26 protein-coding genes are annotated in these 21,559 nt (G+C 37.8%); 17 read left to right on the forward strand and 9 right to left on the reverse strand.

Features of this window, described 5'->3' with window-relative positions; all coding sequences use genetic code 11:
* The first annotated feature begins 186 nt into the window (after positions 1-186).
* Complete coding sequence (asnS, locus tag QFZ31_RS31675) at positions 187-1,578, forward strand: asparagine--tRNA ligase (RefSeq protein ID WP_307310994.1); 1,392 nt, start codon at positions 187-189, stop codon at positions 1,576-1,578.
* A 48-nt stretch (positions 1,579-1,626) separates the two neighbouring features.
* Here the strand turns inward: asnS and QFZ31_RS31680 are convergent, their stop codons facing one another.
* Entirely contained in the window at positions 1,627-1,800 is a 174-nt protein-coding gene (locus QFZ31_RS31680; protein ID WP_193747866.1) for a hypothetical protein, read from the reverse strand.
* Between the two features lie 167 nt (positions 1,801-1,967).
* Between QFZ31_RS31680 and QFZ31_RS31685 the strand changes: the two genes are divergently transcribed.
* Together QFZ31_RS31685 and QFZ31_RS31690 are read left to right on the forward strand one after the other, a co-directional pair.
* Positions 1,968-2,189 carry a helix-turn-helix domain-containing protein gene (locus QFZ31_RS31685; protein WP_179603427.1) on the forward strand — a complete coding sequence of 74 codons (222 nt, stop codon included), beginning with the start codon at positions 1,968-1,970 and terminating at the stop codon, positions 2,187-2,189.
* A gap of 256 nt (positions 2,190-2,445) precedes the next feature.
* Entirely contained in the window at positions 2,446-2,646 is a 201-nt protein-coding gene (locus QFZ31_RS31690) for a cold-shock protein (protein ID WP_063254447.1), read from the forward strand.
* A gap of 65 nt (positions 2,647-2,711) precedes the next feature.
* Here QFZ31_RS31690 and QFZ31_RS31695 read toward each other — a convergent pair whose 3' ends face one another.
* Positions 2,712-3,326 (reverse strand): PH domain-containing protein, encoded by a 615-nt coding sequence (locus tag QFZ31_RS31695; protein ID WP_307311007.1) that lies wholly within the window; start codon positions 3,324-3,326, stop codon positions 2,712-2,714.
* A gap of 155 nt (positions 3,327-3,481) precedes the next feature.
* On the opposite strand from QFZ31_RS31695, the gene QFZ31_RS31700 reads away from it, so the two are divergent.
* Positions 3,482-4,450, forward strand: a complete 969-nt coding sequence (locus tag QFZ31_RS31700; protein WP_307311011.1) for a multidrug resistance efflux transporter family protein — start codon at positions 3,482-3,484, stop codon at positions 4,448-4,450.
* A gap of 41 nt (positions 4,451-4,491) precedes the next feature.
* Here QFZ31_RS31700 and QFZ31_RS31705 read toward each other — a convergent pair whose 3' ends face one another.
* From QFZ31_RS31705 to QFZ31_RS31725, 5 genes are all read right to left on the reverse strand, one after another.
* Entirely contained in the window at positions 4,492-5,352 is an 861-nt protein-coding gene (locus tag QFZ31_RS31705) for a DUF421 domain-containing protein (RefSeq protein ID WP_307311013.1), read from the reverse strand.
* Positions 5,353-5,372: 20 nt separating this feature from the next.
* Positions 5,373-5,576 (reverse strand): DUF1657 domain-containing protein, encoded by a 204-nt coding sequence (locus tag QFZ31_RS31710; protein ID WP_307311014.1) that lies wholly within the window; start codon positions 5,574-5,576, stop codon positions 5,373-5,375.
* Between the two features lie 64 nt (positions 5,577-5,640).
* Complete coding sequence (locus QFZ31_RS31715) at positions 5,641-5,844, reverse strand: DUF1657 domain-containing protein (protein ID WP_095251117.1); 204 nt, start codon at positions 5,842-5,844, stop codon at positions 5,641-5,643.
* 91 nt (positions 5,845-5,935) lie between these two features.
* The gene (locus QFZ31_RS31720; RefSeq protein WP_307311888.1) at positions 5,936-7,192 is read right to left on the reverse strand and encodes an erythromycin esterase family protein; all 1,257 of its coding nucleotides are present in this window, start codon (positions 7,190-7,192) and stop codon (positions 5,936-5,938) included.
* A gap of 96 nt (positions 7,193-7,288) precedes the next feature.
* Positions 7,289-8,071 carry a GNAT family N-acetyltransferase gene (locus tag QFZ31_RS31725; RefSeq protein WP_307311018.1) on the reverse strand — a complete coding sequence of 261 codons (783 nt, stop codon included), beginning with the start codon at positions 8,069-8,071 and terminating at the stop codon, positions 7,289-7,291.
* Between the two features lie 1,078 nt (positions 8,072-9,149).
* Between QFZ31_RS31725 and QFZ31_RS31730 the strand changes: the two genes are divergently transcribed.
* The 3 genes from QFZ31_RS31730 to QFZ31_RS31740 all read left to right on the forward strand — a co-directional run bounded on the left by QFZ31_RS31730 (position 9,150) and on the right by QFZ31_RS31740 (position 11,207).
* On the forward strand, positions 9,150-10,067 hold the full coding sequence (locus QFZ31_RS31730) for a YitT family protein (protein ID WP_373459892.1): 918 nt from the start codon (positions 9,150-9,152) through the stop codon (positions 10,065-10,067).
* A gap of 87 nt (positions 10,068-10,154) precedes the next feature.
* Positions 10,155-11,021, forward strand: coding sequence for an SPFH domain-containing protein (locus tag QFZ31_RS31735; protein WP_307311021.1), 867 nt, complete (start codon positions 10,155-10,157; stop codon positions 11,019-11,021).
* Positions 11,022-11,033: 12 nt separating this feature from the next.
* Positions 11,034-11,207: an Arc family DNA-binding protein gene (locus tag QFZ31_RS31740; RefSeq protein ID WP_179603416.1), complete on the forward strand. Its 174-nt coding sequence runs from the start codon at positions 11,034-11,036 to the stop codon at positions 11,205-11,207.
* Positions 11,208-11,406: 199 nt separating this feature from the next.
* Here QFZ31_RS31740 and QFZ31_RS31745 read toward each other — a convergent pair whose 3' ends face one another.
* Positions 11,407-11,658 (reverse strand): sigma-G-dependent sporulation-specific acid-soluble spore protein CsgA, encoded by a 252-nt coding sequence (locus QFZ31_RS31745; protein WP_306073792.1) that lies wholly within the window; start codon positions 11,656-11,658, stop codon positions 11,407-11,409.
* Between the two features lie 147 nt (positions 11,659-11,805).
* Here QFZ31_RS31745 and pssA point away from each other — a divergent pair, with 147 nt between their 5' ends.
* On the forward strand, positions 11,806-12,297 hold the full coding sequence (pssA, locus tag QFZ31_RS31750) for a CDP-diacylglycerol--serine O-phosphatidyltransferase (RefSeq protein ID WP_306073793.1): 492 nt from the start codon (positions 11,806-11,808) through the stop codon (positions 12,295-12,297).
* Between the two features lie 135 nt (positions 12,298-12,432).
* Positions 12,433-12,702 (forward strand): hypothetical protein, encoded by a 270-nt coding sequence (locus tag QFZ31_RS31755; RefSeq protein WP_307311029.1) that lies wholly within the window; start codon positions 12,433-12,435, stop codon positions 12,700-12,702.
* A 25-nt stretch (positions 12,703-12,727) separates the two neighbouring features.
* Here the strand turns inward: QFZ31_RS31755 and QFZ31_RS31760 are convergent, their stop codons facing one another.
* Entirely contained in the window at positions 12,728-13,609 is an 882-nt protein-coding gene (locus QFZ31_RS31760; protein WP_307311032.1) for a VanW family protein, read from the reverse strand.
* Positions 13,610-13,836: 227 nt separating this feature from the next.
* Between QFZ31_RS31760 and QFZ31_RS31765 the strand changes: the two genes are divergently transcribed.
* The 8 genes from QFZ31_RS31765 to QFZ31_RS31800 all read left to right on the forward strand — a co-directional run bounded on the left by QFZ31_RS31765 (position 13,837) and on the right by QFZ31_RS31800 (position 21,472).
* Complete coding sequence (locus QFZ31_RS31765; protein WP_179603411.1) at positions 13,837-14,031, forward strand: hypothetical protein; 195 nt, start codon at positions 13,837-13,839, stop codon at positions 14,029-14,031.
* A 110-nt stretch (positions 14,032-14,141) separates the two neighbouring features.
* A complete protein-coding gene (locus tag QFZ31_RS31770) occupies positions 14,142-15,350 on the forward strand; it encodes an acyl-CoA dehydrogenase (RefSeq protein ID WP_307311035.1) in 1,209 nt (402 codons plus the stop codon).
* A gap of 75 nt (positions 15,351-15,425) precedes the next feature.
* Positions 15,426-16,178 (forward strand): SDR family NAD(P)-dependent oxidoreductase, encoded by a 753-nt coding sequence (locus tag QFZ31_RS31775; protein WP_307311037.1) that lies wholly within the window; start codon positions 15,426-15,428, stop codon positions 16,176-16,178.
* Between the two features lie 29 nt (positions 16,179-16,207).
* Positions 16,208-17,821: a long-chain-fatty-acid--CoA ligase gene (locus tag QFZ31_RS31780; RefSeq protein ID WP_307311040.1), complete on the forward strand. Its 1,614-nt coding sequence runs from the start codon at positions 16,208-16,210 to the stop codon at positions 17,819-17,821.
* Between the two features lie 97 nt (positions 17,822-17,918).
* A complete protein-coding gene (locus QFZ31_RS31785; RefSeq protein ID WP_307311043.1) occupies positions 17,919-18,482 on the forward strand; it encodes a TetR/AcrR family transcriptional regulator in 564 nt (187 codons plus the stop codon).
* 111 nt (positions 18,483-18,593) lie between these two features.
* Positions 18,594-19,667, forward strand: coding sequence for a phosphotransferase family protein (locus tag QFZ31_RS31790; protein ID WP_307311045.1), 1,074 nt, complete (start codon positions 18,594-18,596; stop codon positions 19,665-19,667).
* A gap of 35 nt (positions 19,668-19,702) precedes the next feature.
* Positions 19,703-20,482: an enoyl-CoA hydratase/isomerase family protein gene (locus QFZ31_RS31795; protein ID WP_307311048.1), complete on the forward strand. Its 780-nt coding sequence runs from the start codon at positions 19,703-19,705 to the stop codon at positions 20,480-20,482.
* A 15-nt stretch (positions 20,483-20,497) separates the two neighbouring features.
* Complete coding sequence (locus QFZ31_RS31800) at positions 20,498-21,472, forward strand: quinone oxidoreductase family protein (protein ID WP_307311051.1); 975 nt, start codon at positions 20,498-20,500, stop codon at positions 21,470-21,472.
* The last annotated feature ends 87 nt before the right edge of the window (positions 21,473-21,559 follow it).

Genomic DNA, 21,559 nt, shown 5'->3' on the forward strand with positions numbered 1-21,559 from the left:
AAAATCCTGCTAATATTCCGAAAATTCCCTAGAAAAGCATGATTTTTGTTGAATATTGCTTATTTGCCAGGAGTTTTATATAATATTGAAGGGATAAATGAAACAATTATATTGTGGAAATTACCTTCTAGTCCCATTGGGCGGGAGGGTTTTTATTTTTACATAAAAGTTGGAGGTAGCATTTTCATGAAACAAGCCTTAATCAAGGATTTGTACAGAAATACAGAAGATTACATAGACCAGAAGGTTCAATTATCTGGGTGGATTCGCACGATTCGTGATTCAAAAACCTTTGGATTCATTGAGTTGAATGATGGCAGCTTCTTCAAGGGTGTTCAAATTGTTTTTGATGAGCAGCTTGAAAATTTTAAGGAGATTGCAAAACTTCCTATTAGTTCATCTATTAAGGTAGAGGGAGATTTCATTCATACTCCACAAGCCAAACAGCCGTTTGAAATTAAAGCGACGAATATTTCAATCGAAGGACTGTCAAATACCGACTATCCATTGCAAAAGAAGAAGCATTCATTTGAATATTTAAGAACCATCGCCCATTTAAGACCGCGGACGAATACATTTTCTGCAGTTTTTCGTGTTAGGTCTTTAGCTTCCTATGCGATACATAAATTCTTTCAAGATAAGGGATTTGTTTATGTCCATTCACCAATTATCACGGGAAGTGATACAGAGGGTGCGGGTGAAATGTTCCGCGTTACCACACTAGATATCGAGAACCCTCCTAAAAATGAAGAGGGGAAAACGGATTTAACGAAGGATTTCTTTAATAAAGAAACCAACCTTACAGTCAGCGGACAGTTATCAGCAGAGGCTTTTGCCTTAGCGTTCCGAAATGTTTATACATTTGGTCCAACATTTAGAGCGGAGAATTCTAATACTGCACGACATGCAGCAGAATTTTGGATGATTGAGCCAGAATTGGCTTTTGCTGAGCTTCCAGATATTATGGACCTTGCTGAAGATATGGTTAAGTATGTTATTGGCTATGTCCTTGAACATGCTCCAGAAGAAATGAATTTCTTCAATAGCTTTATTGAAAAAGGATTATTAGATCGCCTAAACAATGCCCATACTTCAAGTTTTGGACGCGTTACGTACACAGAAGCAATAAATATTTTAATGGAATCTGGTGAAAAGTTTGCTTATCCAGTTGAATGGGGCCTCGACCTGCAAACAGAGCATGAGCGCTATTTATGCGAAAAAGTATTCAAAAAACCAGTGTTTGTTACAGATTATCCAAAGGAAATAAAAGCCTTCTATATGAGATTGAATAAAGACAATAAGACTGTTGCTGCAACAGATTTACTCGTACCGGGTATTGGGGAATTAATCGGTGGAAGTCAACGTGAAGAGCGCGAAGACATCCTTGCTGGAAAAATTAATGAACTTGGTATGAATGAAGAAGATTATTGGTGGTATCTAGAACTTAGAAAGTACGGCGGTACAAAACACTCTGGCTATGGTCTAGGTTTCGAACGCTTAATTATGTACCTCACTGGTATGTCAAACATTAGAGATGTTATTCCATTCCCAAGAACCACAGGTAACGCAGAGTTTTAAAAAACATAAAAGAAGACCAATCCTCAGGATTTGGTCTTTTTCATTCATCTATTGAGTTTGAAATTCTTCTTCGAAAAAAAATGTACCGGGATGTTCCTTAACAATGTAAGAATATCTTTTCATGTTTTTTACATATTGCCATTTTAAAATCGTAACTTCCTCGCCAGTGTCTTTAAGTTTCACAGTTTGCCCGCTATTGAATCTGTTATTTGAATTTCTCAAATCAACACCCCTTTTTTCATCAAACTTAATTATAACACATTTTTTGTTCGGCCGCTTGTTTCGAATTAATGAAGCTTTTTCTGTGACATCTATGCTGTAGGATAAAGTGTGATTCCTTTCATTTACATTTTCATTGTGTTACACTATTTAAAAAGTGAGGTGTCATTTTGTCAAATTATAAAGCGAAAAAGAGTAACCTCGAAGCCTTATTATCAAAGAACAGTATGAATCTCGAAGGGTTGGAAAAGAGTACACACATTCCTTTGGAACAACTTAATGGTTACATGTCAAAAAAAGTGATGAATCTTAGTGCTGCAATGTCGATTTCTAAAGAGTTAAATTGCCAGATCGAGGATTTATACGACTGGGAATTAGAAGAGAAAATTTAAGTTCTTCTACAAGTCACTAGGGTAATCATCCTAGTGACATTTTTAATAACTTTACCAGTCTGTAAGTGGTTTATGCAGTATGAAAAAGGGAAAATAATGGACAAAACCTTGCTTATTTCTTCATTATTTGGTATGATTATGTAGAATTATTTTTGTTCGATAGTCAAGGGAAGAATAAGTTATTGCTTTTCGCCTGGATCACAAAGAGCAAGAATAGTAATACAATGTGTGGATTACACACTAGGAGGCAACAAATATGGAAAACGGTAAAGTAAAATGGTTTAATGCAGAAAAAGGTTTCGGATTCATCGAGCGCGAAGGTGGAGAAGATGTATTCGTTCACTTTTCAGCAATCCAAGGCGAAGGCTTTAAAACTCTTGAAGAAGGTCAATCAGTGACTTTCAATGTTGAGCAAGGAGCTCGTGGACCACAAGCTGCTAACGTAAACAAAGCTTAATCACATAGTGTGAAAAAAACAGACCTTTGGGTCTGTTTTTTTATGGATACACATAAAGAGTTACTTTAATTATTAATATATTTTTCAAATACATAGCCAAAATCTTTTACATTATATTGTTTTTTACTTTCCTCTAACCATTGGAAGGCTGCTTGGTTTAACATTTTAAATTGAACGACCAAGTTGTTATCAGAACTAGTAACCTTACCTAATGTGGTGGAAGCAATATCAAGGCTTTCTTTTGCGTATCGAAGTGAAATTTCATTATCGTGAGTGATTTCTGCTATTTTAATGAGTGCCTTGTATAGGTCTTTGACTTCTTCAATGTGTTTTTTATGGACATCTATAGAGAAAGGCTGTGCGCCTATTTTAAATTTTATTTCAATATCTAGGTCGACTGTGCCAGCTGTTTCTAGCTTTACATCAGATATCCGATTTGTTGCATAACTATAGCGGTGAAGCATCCTTTTTTTACTTGTGGCACTTGTTCCATCAAGATGAATGAGCGCATTATTGGTGAAACAATATTCATCCGATTTAGATTTAATTAAAAAATATATCCTTTCGTTATCCTCATGCATAACATAATCATCAGAATCCACCTTATCATAATTTTCTGGTTTAATCACAGAACCCACATCACTTAGTCCTAATATATCTGCTGCAACTTTTCCAAACATAAAATCAACCTCTCTTACCCAATATTTTAATTGCCATTCAACTATACGAATATGTTATCGAGAAGTTTCAAGATTTTTGAACGACAAAACAATTTATGCTGTAGATTATGGACTTATGCTCTCTTCTAATAATCAATAAAGGGGGATGAACATTTATGCGCCCGATGATCCTTGGCACTTTGGCTGCCTTCTTTTTTGCGTTTACATTTATCATCAATCGCTCAATGGAACTAGAAGGGGGGAGCTGGATTTGGAGTGCTTCGCTTCGTTATTTTTTTATGATTCCGTTCCTGGTGGTCTTAGTTTACGGGAGGAAAAACCTTAAGCCGCTATTGGTGGAGATGAAAAATAATCCACGGGAATGGCTGTTATGGAGTTTTGTAGGTTTTGGCTTATTTTACGGCCCGATTTGTTTTTCAGCCGCCTATGCACCTGGGTGGCTAATTGCTTCCACCTGGCAGATCACAATTATCTCTGGTTCACTTTTGGCGCCTTTTTTTGTAGAGACCGTCATGACTCAAAAGGGACCAGTCAAGATAAAGGGAAGAATTCCTATAAAAGGCATGGCGATGTCGTCGATTATTTTGCTCGGTACTATTTTAATGCAGGTGGAGCAGGCAGGTTCTCTAGGTTTAAGGGAAATTTTCTTAGGCGTTATACCTGTCATCATCGCGTCATTTGCCTATCCTCTAGGCAATAGGAAAATGATGGATGTGTGCGGAGGGAGGCTGGATGTTTTTCAACGCGTATTAGGAATGACCATAGCGAGTATGCCGCTATGGATAGTTTTAGCTATTTATGGCATGTTTACGGTGGGACCACCAAGCATTGGCCAATCTGTCCAATCTGGTATCATTGCGATTACATCTGGTGTGATTGCAACTATTTTATTCTTCCAGGCAACAGATCTGGTTAGAGGAAATATGCAAAAACTTGGGAATGTTGAAGCGACACAGTCTATTTCGGTTTTATTTGCTGTAATCGGAGAGTTAGTCCTGTTGAAAGCACCGTTGCCATCCTTAATATCATGGACTGGAATGATGCTGGTCATGGCAGGGATGGTACTTCACAGCTTTGTGTCGCATAAAGGCGATATACCCGATGGGAAAAAAGTCAGTGCATAATAAGTCGAGAGCCTAATCATTTTGATTAGGCTCTAAGATTTTTAACTGGATAGGTATGGAGTTAATTTATCAATGGTCTCCTGTAAAAGTTTTGCGTTTTTCTCATACATGGCTTTTGATTTCTCGTCTTGTGTCTCTAGAGAAAATATTTCCAAATCAGCCTGAGTTTTTTTCAGTGATGCCAATAATAAAGGTCTTTGAGTGGGTGACGGGACTTGTAATTTGTCATCATAGATGTCTACAGTTAATTCTCCATAAGAATCGACTTGACCGATAAATACATTGTTGAGCGTTAGTTCAAGCTTTTCTAATTCTGTTTCTAGCCAACCTCTACTTTTCCCGGAAGACCTCAATGCTTCATCCAAAATGCTTCCGTCCATTATCACCGTTTGTGGTTCTTTTTCAGCGGGTACCTTCATTTGCAAATCTTTTGGGGTCAATGGACGATTTTCTCTTTTCAGTAAAGCACTAAGATTTCCTCTTGGTTCCAGAACGGCAAATTCAACATCAGCTACACGGTAGATGTCCTTCTGCCGAAGCAAGGCAGATAATTCATCAATGGTATATTTTTCTTTCTTTAAATTTTCCTCCAGTACTTTCCCATCCTTGATTAATATAGTACCCCTGCCTTCAATAAAGTCACGGAAAGATTTACTCTTTAATGCTAAAATGTCAGCAAAAAGAGTTGCAAGGCTAAAGATAATAATAGCGGCCATGCCTTGGAACATATTTTTTTCAAGACCAGTAATCGCTTCACCTGCAATACTTCCGATTGTAATCCCTGAAACATACTCAAAAAAAGAAAGTTCAGAGATTTGCTTTTTCCCTAGTATTTTTGTCATGAATAATAAAAGAGCTAAGAAGACAAAGGAACGAATGATAAGATCAATCCAACTAGGCATATTCATTCACCTCAGAATTTTCAACCTTTATATTGTGGTTCAAGTCGTTCAAGTTCTAAAACGCGAGACTGTAGATCATTTTTTACGGAAGCTATCGTTATCATAGTATCATGGAAGACTTCTTGAGCACCTTTATCATTAGAATTTAGGGCAAGCGAAGATAATTGTGCTTCAATTCCCTTTATATTAGCTAGACATTGCTTTACACTTGTAGCAATGGTCATAATTATACTTCCTTTCTAAATGAATAACTAAAAGAGTTGGCAGGGATGCCAACCCTTTTACTTCTTATTGGTTATATTGTGGCTCTTCAGCCAAAATTTCTTGTAGTCGTGGTTCAAGACTATCTAGGACGGATTGAGTTTGTTGAGCTGCATCCTGATAGAGCTTTTTAGCGTTTTGATTATCAGTTGCTAAAGCAAAAGTTTCAAAACTAGCTTGAGCACTCTTTAATCCCGCCAATGCTTGTTTTACTTGTGTACCAACTGTCATGAAATCAAATCCTTCTTTCTTTTTCAAATATATATTACAAACAGTAGTGTACGGAAATAAATAAAATTTATGTGATGAAAATATTACAATTCTAATAAATAAGACTTTCCATTTCAATTGCATGTAATGCGTGTGTTTTGTCTACAAAGATAAATCCATCGTACCGACTGCTCAGGACAGATGGTACATAATTACCATATTGTTCATATTCAGGTCTATATACAACACCAATAGCACGGTGGCCAATCGTTTGTTGGAACTCCTCACGATTCTCATCGTTAAACAAAAGATATTGGTTAAAAGCACCCGCTTTATGCATGAGGTTTTCCCAGCTCCCAGCTTGGGCCTCAGGAACATTCGTTACTCGAAAGTCTGCTCCCCATTCAGTTGATGCAATCACTGTACCGCTGTTTGTTCCAAAGCCAACAATGTAAACATCTTCAGGATAATTCTGTTCTCTAATCAACTGGCCGACATTCACCATTCCAGCTTCTTTCATATCGGTTGCACGGGCATCTCCTACATGCGTATTGTGTTCCCAGATGATTACTTTTGCATCTTCACCATAATACTTCATAACAGCATTCAGAGCTTCAACCATGTGGATGTCTCTTACGTTCCAAGACTTTGAGTCGCTTAAGACCATTGTCCGGTAATACTCTTCAGCATTCACGGTAACAAGAGCATTGACCTCCATATTCAAGCTGTTTTCTTCTTCATCATCATATTTCAACTTATTCTTTTGAATGGTCGTTAAAAGCGAAAGGGCTTCTTTAATACAATTTTCGGATAAATACCCTGCAGAAACCGCATAGGATTCATTATTTCGATTATAGGGTTCAAAGCATGAGAAGGCATTCTTTGCTTGTTTGAGCCCTGAATTACCGGTCCTTTCTAAATATTTAATGATTTCGTCCATACTCTCCCAAAGACTATAGACATCTAATCCGTAAAATCCCACTTTATTCTTAAGTTTAGTTTGTTGATTATAATTTCTTAACCATTCTACTAAATCGATAATTTCTTCATTTGCCCACATCCATGTCGGCCAGCGATTAAAACTTTCAAGAGCTCCTCTAACGTCATTTTGTGATCCGATGTTTTTTATGTAACGATTAATGCTTTGACAGGAAGGCCAGTCACCTTCTACTGCGATAACAGAAAATCCTTTTTCCTTAATTAACCTTTTAGTGAGTTCAGCGCGAATCGTATAAAATTCCGAAGTGCCGTGGGAAGCTTCACCCAGAAGGACATACTTGGCATCACCAATTGCTGCTAGTAGAGGATCAAGATCATCGACAGTCTCAAAGGGTTTAGCGTATTTTTTTACCGATTCGAACATATGCATACGTCCTTTCATAGCTAGTGATACTGCTAATGTTCCCTAATGGTAAATCTAAAAACAAAAAACTCCTAAAATAATTTAAGGAGTTTTTGCATAATTTCATCTATACATCGTCCACTTTCCAATATCCTTAAATCCAAGTCGTTTATAGCTACGTCCAGCCTCAGGATTATCATAAAATAAACAGAGTACTTTACCTTCATTTAATACATCTGTAAAAAGCTTTTGCATAATCGCTGTTGCCAATCCTTTACGGCGATATTCTTTCCTTGTACAAACACCAACAATCATAGCAGAGATGGAATTCTCTGCAGTCGTTGATACACATGCTGTCATCTGTCCGTTTTCTTCTGTGAAATAGCTTCTTGCAGTGCTGTTTTCCATTGAAGTACGTAACATTTCAGCTGCATCATCTCTGATTTGAAATTCATCAATGGATCTGCGAATAGCTAATATTTGGTCTACGTCATCAAGTGTAGCCTTTTTAATTTCCAAATTAGTTTCTCCAAGATTTTCGGTACTTTTGCACTCTGCAAAAAATGTTTCTTGCTTTTTACCGAGCTGAAGCTTCTGGAATGCCTCGAACTTTTCCACAATATCTGATTTACCGGACAGGAAGAATGGCCTTGGATAGGAGGAAATAATTGATATAAACTTTTCAACATTAAATTCGCCTTTTGCATAAGGAATAAAGGATTGATAGAATCTGAGAAGTACGGCCTTTATTTCTCCGTGTTTATCGAATTCTGCCCAGATTTCTTGGAAGTCAGAATCATATCCAAAAACCTCTAAATCCCCAATAATAAATAAATTAATGGAAGGCTCCTCACTCAAAAAAGAGAGGACTGTGTCATGGTCATTTTGAGTTAACTTTCTAATCACTTTATTCTCCCCCTTTGCTGTTAATAGCGTAATCAAATATTGGCTGAATTTCAATATTAATCTAGTATTATTTATAATAGTCTAGTAATTTCGAAAAGTTCATCAATTCGTCACAACACTTTGTGTAAAGGGAAATTTTAGGTGCTATACTATAGATGTAAAGGATGAATAAATAAATATTAACTTCTTAGGAGACTCAACCATCCGTGTTCGTTCCGTTTGTGAACGAGTAGTAAAGGTTTTCCCTTTGCATTGTTTGGTAAGTGGAGCGATGTAACTTGAATTGGAAAGGTGTAATCCTAACGAAACTTTCTTTTTAGTGAAAGAGAAATTAACTGATTCAAAAGAAAGTACAAAAGTTATTGGATATGGGAGTAAAGTGAAATTTATCTGCTTATGTAAGAGGTAGGTAGATAGATCCTCAAACCAATTGATTTTTCTTAATTTTATTGTGGAAGCTTCCTTTTTGAGAAGAAACCTAGAGTAATGAAGAGAAGAAGAATCATTCCAATAGCCAAAACGAATAGATGTGGTCAATCTATTCGGTCCTGGATTTTGAAAAAGGAGTTCACTTAAAAAGAAAGGACTAAGTTAACAGATAAACATATTGATAAATGAAGAACCTTTATCAGTATGTTTATCTAACCCTTACAACCAAAACAAATCATACATTGCCAAGAAGCCGATCCAAATATATGGATATGAGTCCATCAGTAATACCGATAAAAAATGTTTCTTTAAAGGAATTTGAATTCCATTTAATTTCATGAGAATTAATTCCTTCAACGGAACAACACACATCGGCTGATGCGTTAAACTTCTATTTAGTTCGATAAATGGCTAAAAAGAAGCTTGAAAAAACATTTTGGCTGATGTCATGGTTGGGTCCCCTAAGAGGTTAATTTCCCAAGAAGCTGTCTCAAATAGAGGCGGCTTCTTTAATTTTTCAATAGAAATTTTGTCCTGAATTTACAGCATGTTAATTAAAAAAATGGGAAATAAAGTGCATAAAAATTCAAAAAACTATCATTTTATTGTTATAATGGAATTAGAAATATTATGCGAAAGGGGCAAGATAATGTCAGGAATGCCAAATATAGGTCTAAACGAACAAAATAAGATAATTTTGGAAAAAGTTCAACACCGAGGGCTGCCAACTAGGAAAATTATTCAAAGAATCATGCTTATTACAGTTGGCGCAGCATTAATGGCCGTAGGGTTGGAAATTTTTCTTGTACCCAATCATGTTATAGATGGAGGCATTGTAGGAATTTCGATTATGCTTTCCTATTTGACTGGTTGGAAATTAGGTTTCTTTATTTTTCTTCTAAATATCCCATTTTTCTATATCGGTTATAAACAAATTGGAAAAACCTTCGCTTTATCCACTCTTTACGGAATTATTATTCTATCTATTGGCACCACCTTACTTCATCCAGTACCTGCTTTTACTCAGGATATCTTACTTGCAACCGTATTCGGTGGAATCGTTCTCGGAATTGGTGTAGGGATGGTCATCCGCTACGGGGGATCCCTGGATGGTACAGAAATTCTTGCTATTCTCTTTAATAAAAAGCTTCCTTTCTCTGTTGGGGAAATTATAATGTTTTTTAATTTATTCATTCTCGGAAGTGCAGGTTTTGTTTTCTCCTGGGATCGGGCGATGTATTCGCTGATTGCTTATTTTGTCGCTTACAAAACCATTGATATTACAGTCACTGGTCTTGATGAATCTAAATCGGTTTGGATTATTAGCGATAATTCAAAGGAAATTGGTGAAGCCATTATGAATCGGCTTGGCCGTGGTGTTACCTATATTAACGGAGAGGGTGCCTACTCAGGTGATCACAAGAAAGTAATTTTCTGTGTAATTAATCGTCTCGAGGAAGCAAAGTTAAAAGAAATCGTTACTGAAAATGATGAAAATGCCTTTCTCGCCGTTGCCGATATCGCGGAAGTGCGTGGCGGTAGGTTTAAGAAAAGAGATATCCATTAAAAAGCTGCCGTTTTCGGCGGTTTTTTTGTGGTCATTTTGATATTAAAGTGATTTCATTATGATATAGAATTTAAAGGAGTGATTGGCTTGAAAGAAAAAGAAATGTTTAAGGTGAATGGGATTATAGGTGTTATCCTTTTTCTTTTATTCGGTGCATTAACCGCCTTTAGTTTCAGGCAATTTATTTTGAGTGAAAATTTTCTGATTTTGGCTGGATCTTTTATAGCGCTGATTTTAACAGTCTTGGTCTTATCAGGTTTCACTATTATTCAACCAAATCAAGCGAAGGTGTTTACTCTTTTTGGAAGTTATCTGGGTGTCATCAAACAAGAGGGATTTTGGCTGGCAATGCCGTTAACAGTTAGGAAAAATGTCTCGCTAAGAGTTATCAATTTCAACAGCGATAAGTTAAAAGTAAACGACTTGGAAGGCAATCCAATTGAAATTGCTGCAGTAGTGGTTTACAAGGTGTTTGATTCTGCAAAAGCGGTTTTCGATGTTGAAGATTATAAAGAATTCGTTCATACTCAAAGTGAAACAGGTCTGCGCCACATAGCAAGTCAGTACCCATACGATAATTTTAATAATGATTATGAAATCTCTTTGCGTCAGCATTCTGATGAAGTTGCAGAAGAATTAACGAAAGACCTGCAGCATAGACTTCAGCTGGCTGGTGTGGAGATTATCGAGGCTAGAATCATGCACTTAGCCTATTCAAGTGAGATTGCTCATGCAATGCTTCAAAGACAACAAGCCAAGGCAGTGTTAGCTGCAAGAAAGGTAATTGTTGAGGGAGCTGTATCAATGGTTAAATCGGCGATTGACCAATTGAGTACAGAGGGAATAGTAGAGCTTGATGAAGAAAAGAAAGCGCAAATGGTAAACAATTTAATGGTAGCGTTAGTTTCAGAAAAGGGAAGCCAGCCGATAATCAATACAGGAAGTATCTATTAAGGTTGTGATATAGTGGCTGAGAAAAAAAGGTTTCTATTGCGCATTGATCAGCAAATTTATGACGCGCTTGAAAAATGGGCGGAGGATGAATTCCGTAGTGTAAATGCTCAAATAGAAATTATTATAAAAAAAGGGTTAAAAGACTCGGGGAGACTAAAAAACTCCCGAAGAAAAAAAGATGAATAGGCTGGCAGATTTGTCGGAGAAGGCGGGCGATTTATGAAATCGCTCGTTTTCTGTCGTTTTGTGAAGAAATTGCCTGAAGAAACATCAGCTTTTGTCGTTGTATGCGCTTACCTAGGAAATAAATAATAGAGAACTCGACTTATTTCCCAAAGGAGAGATGTCAGTAAAGACTAACATCTCTGTTTTTATCGAAGTAAGCCTAAAAAAGGAGTTCGTACACTTCATTTAATTCATGTGCCCGTTTTTCATCTTGTTCTTCTTTGGCATGGTTAATTTCCCTAGGCAGCATGTCATTTAAAAAGTTAATCTCTTTTTGAGTTAGATGTCTTACAAAATCACCTTCATTTGAAAAATTACCTTCAGACAATTTTCGATATAAATGTCTGCCCTCGGAATGGCCATCACTGTAATTTGATAAGATTTCGCGTAAATAGCCCAATGTTTTGTCCATTTATGTCAACCATCCTTTCATTTTATATCTTTTGACGAAATGGAATTTATAATACCTGTATCAATCTAGATTCACTTTTAATTATTTGGTGCAGAATATAGAAGAGAATTAGTGAATGGAGACTTGCGCATAAAAAGGGGGATCCGCTTGATAAATCATCTGGTAAGATCAGTGCCAAATTTATTTACAATTGGAAATTTATTATCAGGGGTATTTTCCATTACTTTCAACATGAACGGATACTTACAAACGGCGGCAATGTTTATTTTTTTATCTGCTATATTTGACTTTTTTGATGGACGGTTAGCTAGAAGGTTAAAGGTTAATAGTGAATTTGGAGTAGAACTCGATTCATTAGCAGACATTGTCAGCCTTGGTGTCGCACCTGCCCTTCTTTTTTACTCTTTGGAACCACCATCGATTTTCACAACGATTGCATTTGTTTTATTTCCCACTATGGGTGCTTTAAGGTTGGCGAGATTTAATGTAAAACCGACAAGAGGTTATTTTATGGGTCTTCCAATAACGGCAGCCGGGCTATTAATGGCGGGTATGGGGGTGTTCCTTTATAGTAATGCACTTATAACGTTTGCACTTTCAATTCTTATGGTAAGCCCTGTAAGAATAAAAAAGCTATAACACATCTAATGATTTGTAAAGAAATTACAATTAAACAGAAGTTTCCCAAACATATTCTTGCTTTAATTACAAACATTAAGTTAATGGAAAGAGCTTATTACTTTCCATTTAATGTTATATGAAGGAGTGCTTTGGATGAGAAATATGGTAAAGCCGTTTTTCAATCTGTTTAGTAAAAAGCGAAAGAGTAGAGGGACCATGTGGGTATCTCTGATCGGAGTTGGAATAAGCGCCGCCGTTTTTGGTCTAACAAGAGGAAAACGAAAAAATATTATACAACCCTTTCAGGATGTAATCCAAAGTTTTACACCGAAGGATAACATGAATTTTAATAATACTGCACTGGCTGAGTTCTCTGAAGAATTATTGGCAAGTGCGTTGAGAAATGATCATAAAGACCGTTAAAAAAGTCCGCATTTTGCGGGCTTTTTTACAGTGGTGGAAAAGGGACCTCCTTAGGCTGGTACTCAATGACTTCGGAGGAATATAACTTAATCACTAAAAGATTTCCAAACGTCCTAGCTTGGATTAATATCGGTTGATTGTAGATATTTTTAAATTCAAAGTCGGGACCGTACCAACTCACAGTTGCATCACGTCCAGGAGGAATATATGGTACATGTCGACTATGAGAAAAACGCTGGACAATTTTCAAACCTGCACTATCAACTGCATTAAATAAAGTTGAAGAAACTTGACATATTCCACCGCCGATATCTTCTGCATATTCACCTCTGACAATTACTTTAGCCTTTTCGTAGCCCTTTTGAGAGGTTCTTTTACCCACTACTTTATTAAATGAAAATGTCTCACCAGGGAAAACGACATGATTATTAATGGCGGCAACTGCTAACCTGATATTGGTGGAACGCTTTTTATTACTTGGATTAAAGGAAGTAATGTAACGACCGATGCGTATACTGCGAATATCAGATAGTAATTCACTATCTACTTTTGGATACACAGAATACATGGGAATTTCTAATGTTGAAATTCTGTGTTCGAAAAAAAAGGTATAAAATTTTTGAGTGAAAGTATGTCGATTGATACTAAGTCCAAGTTGTTCAGGAATAATATTTCCATGCTGATCCAATTTTGCATTTTTAGGTGGAACGGAAAACTGTTTCTCCAATTCTCCTACCAGTTGGTCATATTTTTCTGTATCCAAAATAAAATAACTTGGATCACCAACAGAATATTCGTCTCTATTGATAATCGAAAAAGGCTTCCCTTCTCTCGTTAGTTGAACACTAGCCTGAGGGGTCACATGTTGAATTATAAGTAATAAACTAAATAACCATTTCATACCCATATCTTACTAACCTCCTCAACATAATTTGAACAAAATTTGTATTTTTATGTAAGAATTAAACTGAATAATATCTTTATTTATTCTTTATAGAAGGGTGACTCAAAAGAAGAGTCATTCTTTTTTTTGATTTGTTGAAAAATGTGTAGAATAATAGTATATAATCAAGTAATAACACGTATTATGCATAGTGCTAGCAGAATGCTATAAGTATGATAGGAGTGTCTCCCTTGGCTGAAAATGGAAGAATACAATTAAATGTAAGAATCTCAAAAGAAACCTCTGACAAACTGGATGAAATTGTTGAATACTATCAAGAAAATCTCAGATTAGGTCGAGTATATAAAGGAGATGTTTTAACCGATATTATTGAAAAATCACATGAATTAATGAATAAGCAAAAAAAAGGAATAAAAAGGTATTAACCTAAAATATTTTTTTGAATATTTTGAAATAAATTTGAATATTTAATTTTTGGAGGTATAATATAATTTGTAGATACCAACTGGTTAGTATGTGTGAAGGGGTGATTTAATTGGATTTTGTTTATTCTGCTAAAGTAAAGGACTTACAGACACGGCTGATAAACTTTATGGAAGAACATGTGTATCCCAATGAAATAGTGTATGAGCAGCAGCTGAATGAACAGGAAAATCGGTGGAGTGCTGTTCCTCAGGTAATGGAAGACTTAAAGGAAAAGGCAAAGGCTGCTGGTCTATGGAACTTATTTCTTCCGGAAAGTGAATATGGGGCAGGTTTAACCAATCTGGAATATGCACCGCTTTGCGAAATAATGGGACGCTCTCTAATTGGACCAGAAGTATTTAACTGTAGTGCACCCGATACGGGCAATATGGAAGTTATTGTTCGCTATGGTAAAGAGGAACAAAAAGAAAAGTGGCTAAAACCATTATTAGCAGGAGAAATTCGGTCTTGCTTTTCGATGACTGAACCGGCCGTTGCTTCTTCCGATGCGACCAATATCGAAGCAAGCATTGTTAGAGATGGTGATGAGTACATCATAAATGGACGTAAATGGTGGTCATCTGGCGCAGGAGATCCTAGGTGTAAAATTGCGATTGTCATGGGAAAGACAGACTTTAATGCCAACCGTCATGAACAGCAATCGATGATTCTCGTGCCGCTTAATGCTCCAGGTGTTATAATTGAAAGGATGCTGCCTGTTTTCGGTTATGATCATGCGCCGCATGGACATGCTGAAATTACCTATGAAAATGTTCGTGTTCCGGCAGAAAACATCCTTTGGGGTGAAGGAAAAGGATTTGCGATTGCGCAGGGGCGATTAGGACCTGGAAGAATTCATCATTGCATGAGGTTGATTGGTGCTGCAGAACGAGCTCTTGAACTTTTATGTAAGCGTGTTCAAGAACGTGAAGCCTTTGGAAAACCTCTCGCAAGCCAAGGGGTTATTAAAGAGTGGATTGCCGATTCCAGGATTGAAATTGAACAAGCAAGGCTCCTGACTTTAAAGGCAGCCTATATGATGGATACTGTTGGAAATAAACAGGCCAAAACAGAGATTGCGATGATAAAAGTAGTGGCACCTAACATGGCGTTACGTGTTATTGATAGAGCCATTCAAGCATTTGGAGGAGCCGGAGTTTCAAATGATTTTCCGCTTGCAGCGATGTGGGCAAACTCTAGAACATTGAGACTGGCAGACGGACCAGATGAAGTTCACCGTGCTCAGATAGCTAAGCTTGAATTAAAGAAATATCAGTAGTATCTCGATTTCTTTAATAAAATTAAATGATAGTTTTGTAGATAGAGATATTAGGAGAGAGGTTAGTGAATTAACATGAGATTGAAAGGAAAGACAGCCATTGTAACTGGCGGGGGCTCCGGAATTGGACGTTCGACTGCGATCCGCTTTGCATGTGAAGGGGCAAAGGTAAGTGTTGCTGACGTGGATTCTCATGGTGGTGAAGAAACCGTATGTCTAATAAAAGAGTCTGGGGCTGATGCCATTTTTGTAAAAACCGATGTGAAGGACTCTAATCATGTAAGAAACCTTATCAACACTACAACAACTACTTTTGGCGGCCTCCATATTTTAGTTAACAATGCTGGAATTGGCCATTCAGAGGTTAGAAGTGTCGATCTAGCAGAAGAGGAATGGGATCACGTAATTGATATTAACTTAAAGGGAGTTTTTCTTGGAATAAAGTATGCTGCACCGGAATTAATAAAATCAGGCGGCGGAGCGATTATTAATACTTCTAGTTTACTAGGCTTAAAGGGTAAAAAATATCAAGCTGCTTATAATGCCTCGAAAGCAGGTGTAGTGCTGCTAACACAAAATGCTGCACTTGAATATGGCAAATACAACATCCGTGTTAACGCAATTGCACCTGGGGTTATTGACACAAAGATTATCAATGGCTGGAAGCAGGATGAAAGAAGATGGCCATTTATTTCAAAGGCTAATGCACTAGGCAGAATTGGGACATCCGATGAAGTGGCAAATGCTATTTTCTTCTTAGCTTCTGATGAAGCGTCGTTTATCACAGGTACTACTCTATCCGTTGATGGTGGCGGGCTTACTTTTTAATAAACTATATATTTTTTGGAGGGAAACCAATGGCTGAAAGGAAAACATGGATGGCTCAATATCCGGATTCGATATCTTCAACAATCTCAAACCCTGAAAAAAACCTAGTAGAAATACTTCAAGAGACTACAGCAAAATATCCCACTAATAATGCACTTTCCTTCTATGGCAGAAAAATTACCTATCAGCAATTACAAGGACTTTCTCAAGGTTTTACCTCTGCACTTCAGCAAAATCAAGTTCATAAGGGTGACAGAGTTGCACTTATGCTTCCGAACTGCCCGCAGTATGTTATTTCTTATTACGGCGTATTAGGAGCAGGGGCGATCGTGACACAGGTAAACCCGATGAGTGTCGAAAGAGAGCTTGAATACATCTTAAACGACTCAGGGGCTCAAACAATTGTTGTCATGGATGCTTTTTATTCAAGAGTAAAAAGCGTTCAACCACGAACCAACTTGAAAAATATTGTAGTTGTCAGCCTGCAGCCCTCTGGACAAGATTTCAATCCAGATCGCAGTTTTGAAACCTTCCTAACAGAAGGAAATGGCAATGTAGCATCTGTTACGATTGAACTGGAGCATGACATCGCAGTTCTTCAATATACAGGCGGAACAACAGGAAGATCAAAAGGAGCAATGTTAACACATCGAAACATCGTGGCTAATGTCCTGCAATCTTATGAATTCTTCAAGCAAGAATTTGAATTAGGAAAAGAACGCTGTTTAACGGTTATTCCACTTTTTCATGTATTTGGTATGACAGCCTGTATGAACTTAACGATTTTTACAGGCGGGGAATCGATCATGCTTCCACGGTTTGAATTGGAGGAAGTATTAAACACGATTAAAAATGAGCAACCAACGACATTCCCAGGGGTTCCAACCATGTATGTGGCGATTACGAACCATCCACGTGCTGAGGAGTACGGAATCAATAGTATTAAAACCTGCAATAGTGGAAGTGCACCTATGCCAGTAGAACTTTTACGTGAGTTCGAAAGAAAAACAGGGGCAAAGATTTTAGAAGGATACGGACTTTCTGAAGCATCTCCAACGACACATTGCAACCCTCCATTTGCAGACCGTAAACCTGGAAGTGTAGGTATTGGTATGCCATCAACAGAATACAAGGTTGTGGATGTGGCAACAGGCTTGGAGGAAGTTCCTGTTGGAGAATTGGGTGAAGTCATTATAAAGGGTCCTCAAATTATGAAAGGCTATTGGAATATGCCAGAAGAAACAGCCAATACGTTAAGAGATGGCTGGCTATACACAGGTGATATCGCAAAAGTAGACGAGGATGGCTATTTATATATCGTGGACCGTAAGAAGGATTTAATTATTGCGAGCGGCTTCAATATATATCCTCGTGATATTGAAGAAGTGCTTTATGAGCACCCTTCTGTACAAGAAGCCGTTGTCATCGGAGTACCTGACCCATACCGTGGGGAAGACGTAAAGGCTTTTGTCGTTTTAAAAGCAGGTCAAACAGCAACAGAGGAGGAATTGATTCGATATTGTAAGCAAAATATGGCTGCTTACAAAGTTCCCCGCAGCGTTGAATTTCGTGAGCAATTACCAAAAACACAAGTAGGAAAAATCCTCCGCCGTGCCTTGAGAGAAGAAACTGTTAGTAAATAAACGTACTGCCGATTTGCTGCCGGTTTTCTGTGTTTGTTGCGAAATAGAATATGGTATAATTTCACTAGACATTTTACAGATTGCGAGGACATGAGCAGTGAAAGACAAAATAACAGAACATAGTATCAATTTATTCGAGAAAAAGGGTTTCAAGGAAACATCCATTCAGGATATCGTGGACTCAATTGGTGTGACCAAAGGGACGTTTTACTATTATTTTTCCAGTAAAGAAGAACTCCTAATGGACATTCATCTCGGATACATTAATTACTTACTAGAGAAACAAAGAAATATTTTGGATGACAATAAAAGCTGCAAAGAGAAGCTATTCGATATTGTCTACATGCTCATAAGTAACATTAAAATTCAAGGATCGGCTGCGAAGATTTTTTTTAGAGAAATGAAAAACTTGAATGAAGAAAGACTAGCTTTAATTGTGCCAAAAAGGGACGAATTTCGGTTAAACGTCGAAAGGCTGCTTAAAGATGGAATCAAAAATGGAGAGTTTCGCGCTGACTTGAATGCACATATCATTACATTTGGTATTCTAGGTGCTGCCAATTGGAGCTATCAATGGTTTAATCCAGAAGGGGATTCGACCGACCGCGAAGTGGCTGAAATTTTTGTTGAAATGATATTAGAGGGAATTCAAGCGAATTAGTAATTTCTTTGGAGGGTTTCTTCAGGTTTTGAACCCTTTTTTCACTGTCGCATACTAACCAGTAAGTATAATTAAAAGATACAGAATTTTTAAAAACCAGGGAGGGGTAGGATGCCTCATCAAATGAATAAAGATACAATTCCAGTCCGTAAAGGGGAAGAATTAAATATACCTGTTTTAGAACAATTTTTAAGAAGCCATATCGGTAATCTGCCCAATAGCCCCCTTGAACTTCTGCAGTTTTCCGCTGGTCATTCAAACTTAACCTATCAAATTAAAGTAGGTGAATGGGAAGCTGTTTTACGGCGCCCGCCGTTAGGACCAGTTGCACCTAAAGCGCATGATATGGAACGAGAGTTTAAAATCATTTCTGAGCTTCATCCAGTCTTTTCCGTTACACCGAAGCCAATTTTGTTTTCCAATCAACTGGACATTGTGAATAGCCCATTCTTTATTATGGAACGCAAAAACGGCATAGTTATTGATACATCCTTCCCTGACGAAATCACAGTGACGAAGGAATTATGCCAACAACTTTCAGAAATAATGGTCAATAAATTAGTGGAACTTCACGGAATTAATTTCAAAGAGACAAGACTCGGAGCGATCAGTAAGCCAGAGGGATTCATGGAAAGACAAATTCATGGATGGATTGGCCGATATGAACGTGCAAAAACCGATGAAGTGGATGCTGTGGATACTCTCAAAAAATATTTGACTGATCCTATTCCAGTTGAACAAAGTGCTGCAATCATTCACTATGACTATAAGTTTAATAACGCCATGTTTAATGAGAATTTATCTGAAATGGTTGGGCTTTTTGATTGGGAAATGACAACAGTGGGGGATCCGCTTGCAGATCTTGGTGTCGTGATGGGCTATTGGCATGAAGTGAATGACCCGGAGGAGTTAAAAAAGGGGCTAGGAAAAGCGCCAGTCACGGTAAACGAGGGCTTTCTCACAAGAAAGCAATTTATCGAGCTTTATGCAAAAAAAAGCGGTCGTGATGTTACCAATATGAACTACTATCTAACATTTGCCTACTTTAAGCTAGCGGTTATATGCCAACAAATATATTACCGTTATAAGAAAGGTCAAACGAATGATCTTCGATTTGCAAACTTCAACGATAAAGCAAAAATGCTAATTGAGCATGCCGTAAAGGTTGCTTCTGGAGAGTTGTAAAAGAGAATTTAATAAATAGTGAGAGGAAGATTTTATTGGAGAACAAAGATTTATTAGTGGAAAAATTGGGTCCTGTGTTGTCATTAACTTTAAACCGGCCAGAGAGTCTAAATGCATTTAGTCCGGACATGATTCTTGGATTAAAAGATGCACTTCGTGAGGCAAAGAACGACCCAGATGTACAGGTAATTGTCTTGTCAGGAGCTGGCCGCGCCTTTAGCGCTGGCGGTGATGTGAAAACCATGGGGCAGGCAGATGGAAATCAAGTCTATGAACATATCGGAAAATTAAACGAATTAATTTTACAGATGAAAGATTTAGAAAAACCAATAATCGCAGCCGTTCATGGCTTTGCTGCAGGAGCAGGATTTAATTTAGCTCTAGCCTGCGATATCATAATTGCTGCTGAGGATAGTAAGTTTGCGCTTAGCTTCTCAAAGGTTGGTTTGGTATCGGACGGAGGAGGTTCTTATTTCCTTCCCAAGCTGATTGGCCCGCATTTAGCTAAGCAGTTTTTCTTTAGTGCTGAGCCGATCCCTGCAAAACGTCTCTACCAATTAGGCGTCATTAATTCATTGTTCTCATTAGAGAGGCTCCAAGACGAAACGACGAAACTAGCATTAAGTTTGGCCCAGGGGCCAGGGAAAGCATTTGGAAAACAAAAGAAATTAATTGACCATTCCTTCGACAGGTCACTTGAAGAAATATTGGAGGAAGAACGTCTTACCCAAGTCTTAATGGTACAAACGGAAGATCACAAAGAAGGCGTTGCCGCGTTTAAGGAAAAAAGAACGCCATTATATAAAGGCAGGTAGAAAGGAAGTATTAATATGAAAGCTGTTCAATTACAAGAATATGGCGGGCCTGAAGTATTAAAGATGGTAGAGATTGAGAGACCAGTACCTACAGGTCGTGAAGTCCTAGTTGAAATTAAGGCTATCGGCGTCAATTATGCGGATACAGCAAGAAGAGAAGGTCAGTATGTGGTCAAAACACCGCTTCCCTTTATTCCAGGTGCTGAAATCGCAGGGGTGGTGGCAGCTGTTGGAGAAAAAGTAACAACTGTTATGCCTGGGACGAGAGTTGTTACCCTGATTGAATCAGGAGGTTATTCAGAATTTGCTCTAGCCGATGAACGCTCATTAATTCCACTACCCGATCAATTAGATTTTCAAAATGCGGCGGCACTTCCACTCCAAGGGTTAAGTGCCTATCATGTACTGAAAACGATGGGTAGGTTAGAGAAGGGGGAAACGGTTCTAGTACATGCCTCAGCAGGTGGTGTTGGAACGCTAGCGGTACAATTGGCAAAGCTTTTTGGTGCTGGAAAAATTATTGCAACCGCAAGTTCTGCTGAAAAACTAGAGCTAGCACGACAAATGGGTGCCGATGTACTCGTAAATTATACGGAGTCCACCTGGGTCGAACAGGTTTTAGAAGCAACCGGTGGAAAAGGAGTAGATGTGGCACTTGAGATGGTGGGCGGCGATGTTTTTAATAAAACATTAAAATGTCTTGCCACTTTTGGCCGTCTGGTTGTGTTTGGTGCTGCCAGCGGGGAACAGAGCAAAATGTATCCTTCTTCCTTGATGGCTCGGAACCAGTCCGTTATTGGCTTTTTTCTGCCACAGATTATGAAAAAGCCTGAACTGCTTCAGCCTAGTTTAGTAGAATTACTAACCTATCTCGGTGAAGGAAAGCTCAAGCTTACAATTGGCGGTGTGTTCCCGTTAGAGGATACGGCCGTTGTACATCAGTTATTACAATCGCGGAAAACGACAGGTAAGTTAATATTAGAGCCGTAAATAATATTCATATTTGTCGTGTTAGAGGTCTGGTATAGTTCAGGCCTCTTTTTCATGGGTATATTAACAAATTATGAACAAAGTATT

Origin of the sequence: Neobacillus niacini, assembly GCF_030817595.1 — a bacterium.
Classification (GTDB): domain Bacteria; phylum Bacillota; class Bacilli; order Bacillales; family Cytobacillaceae; genus Neobacillus; species Neobacillus niacini_G.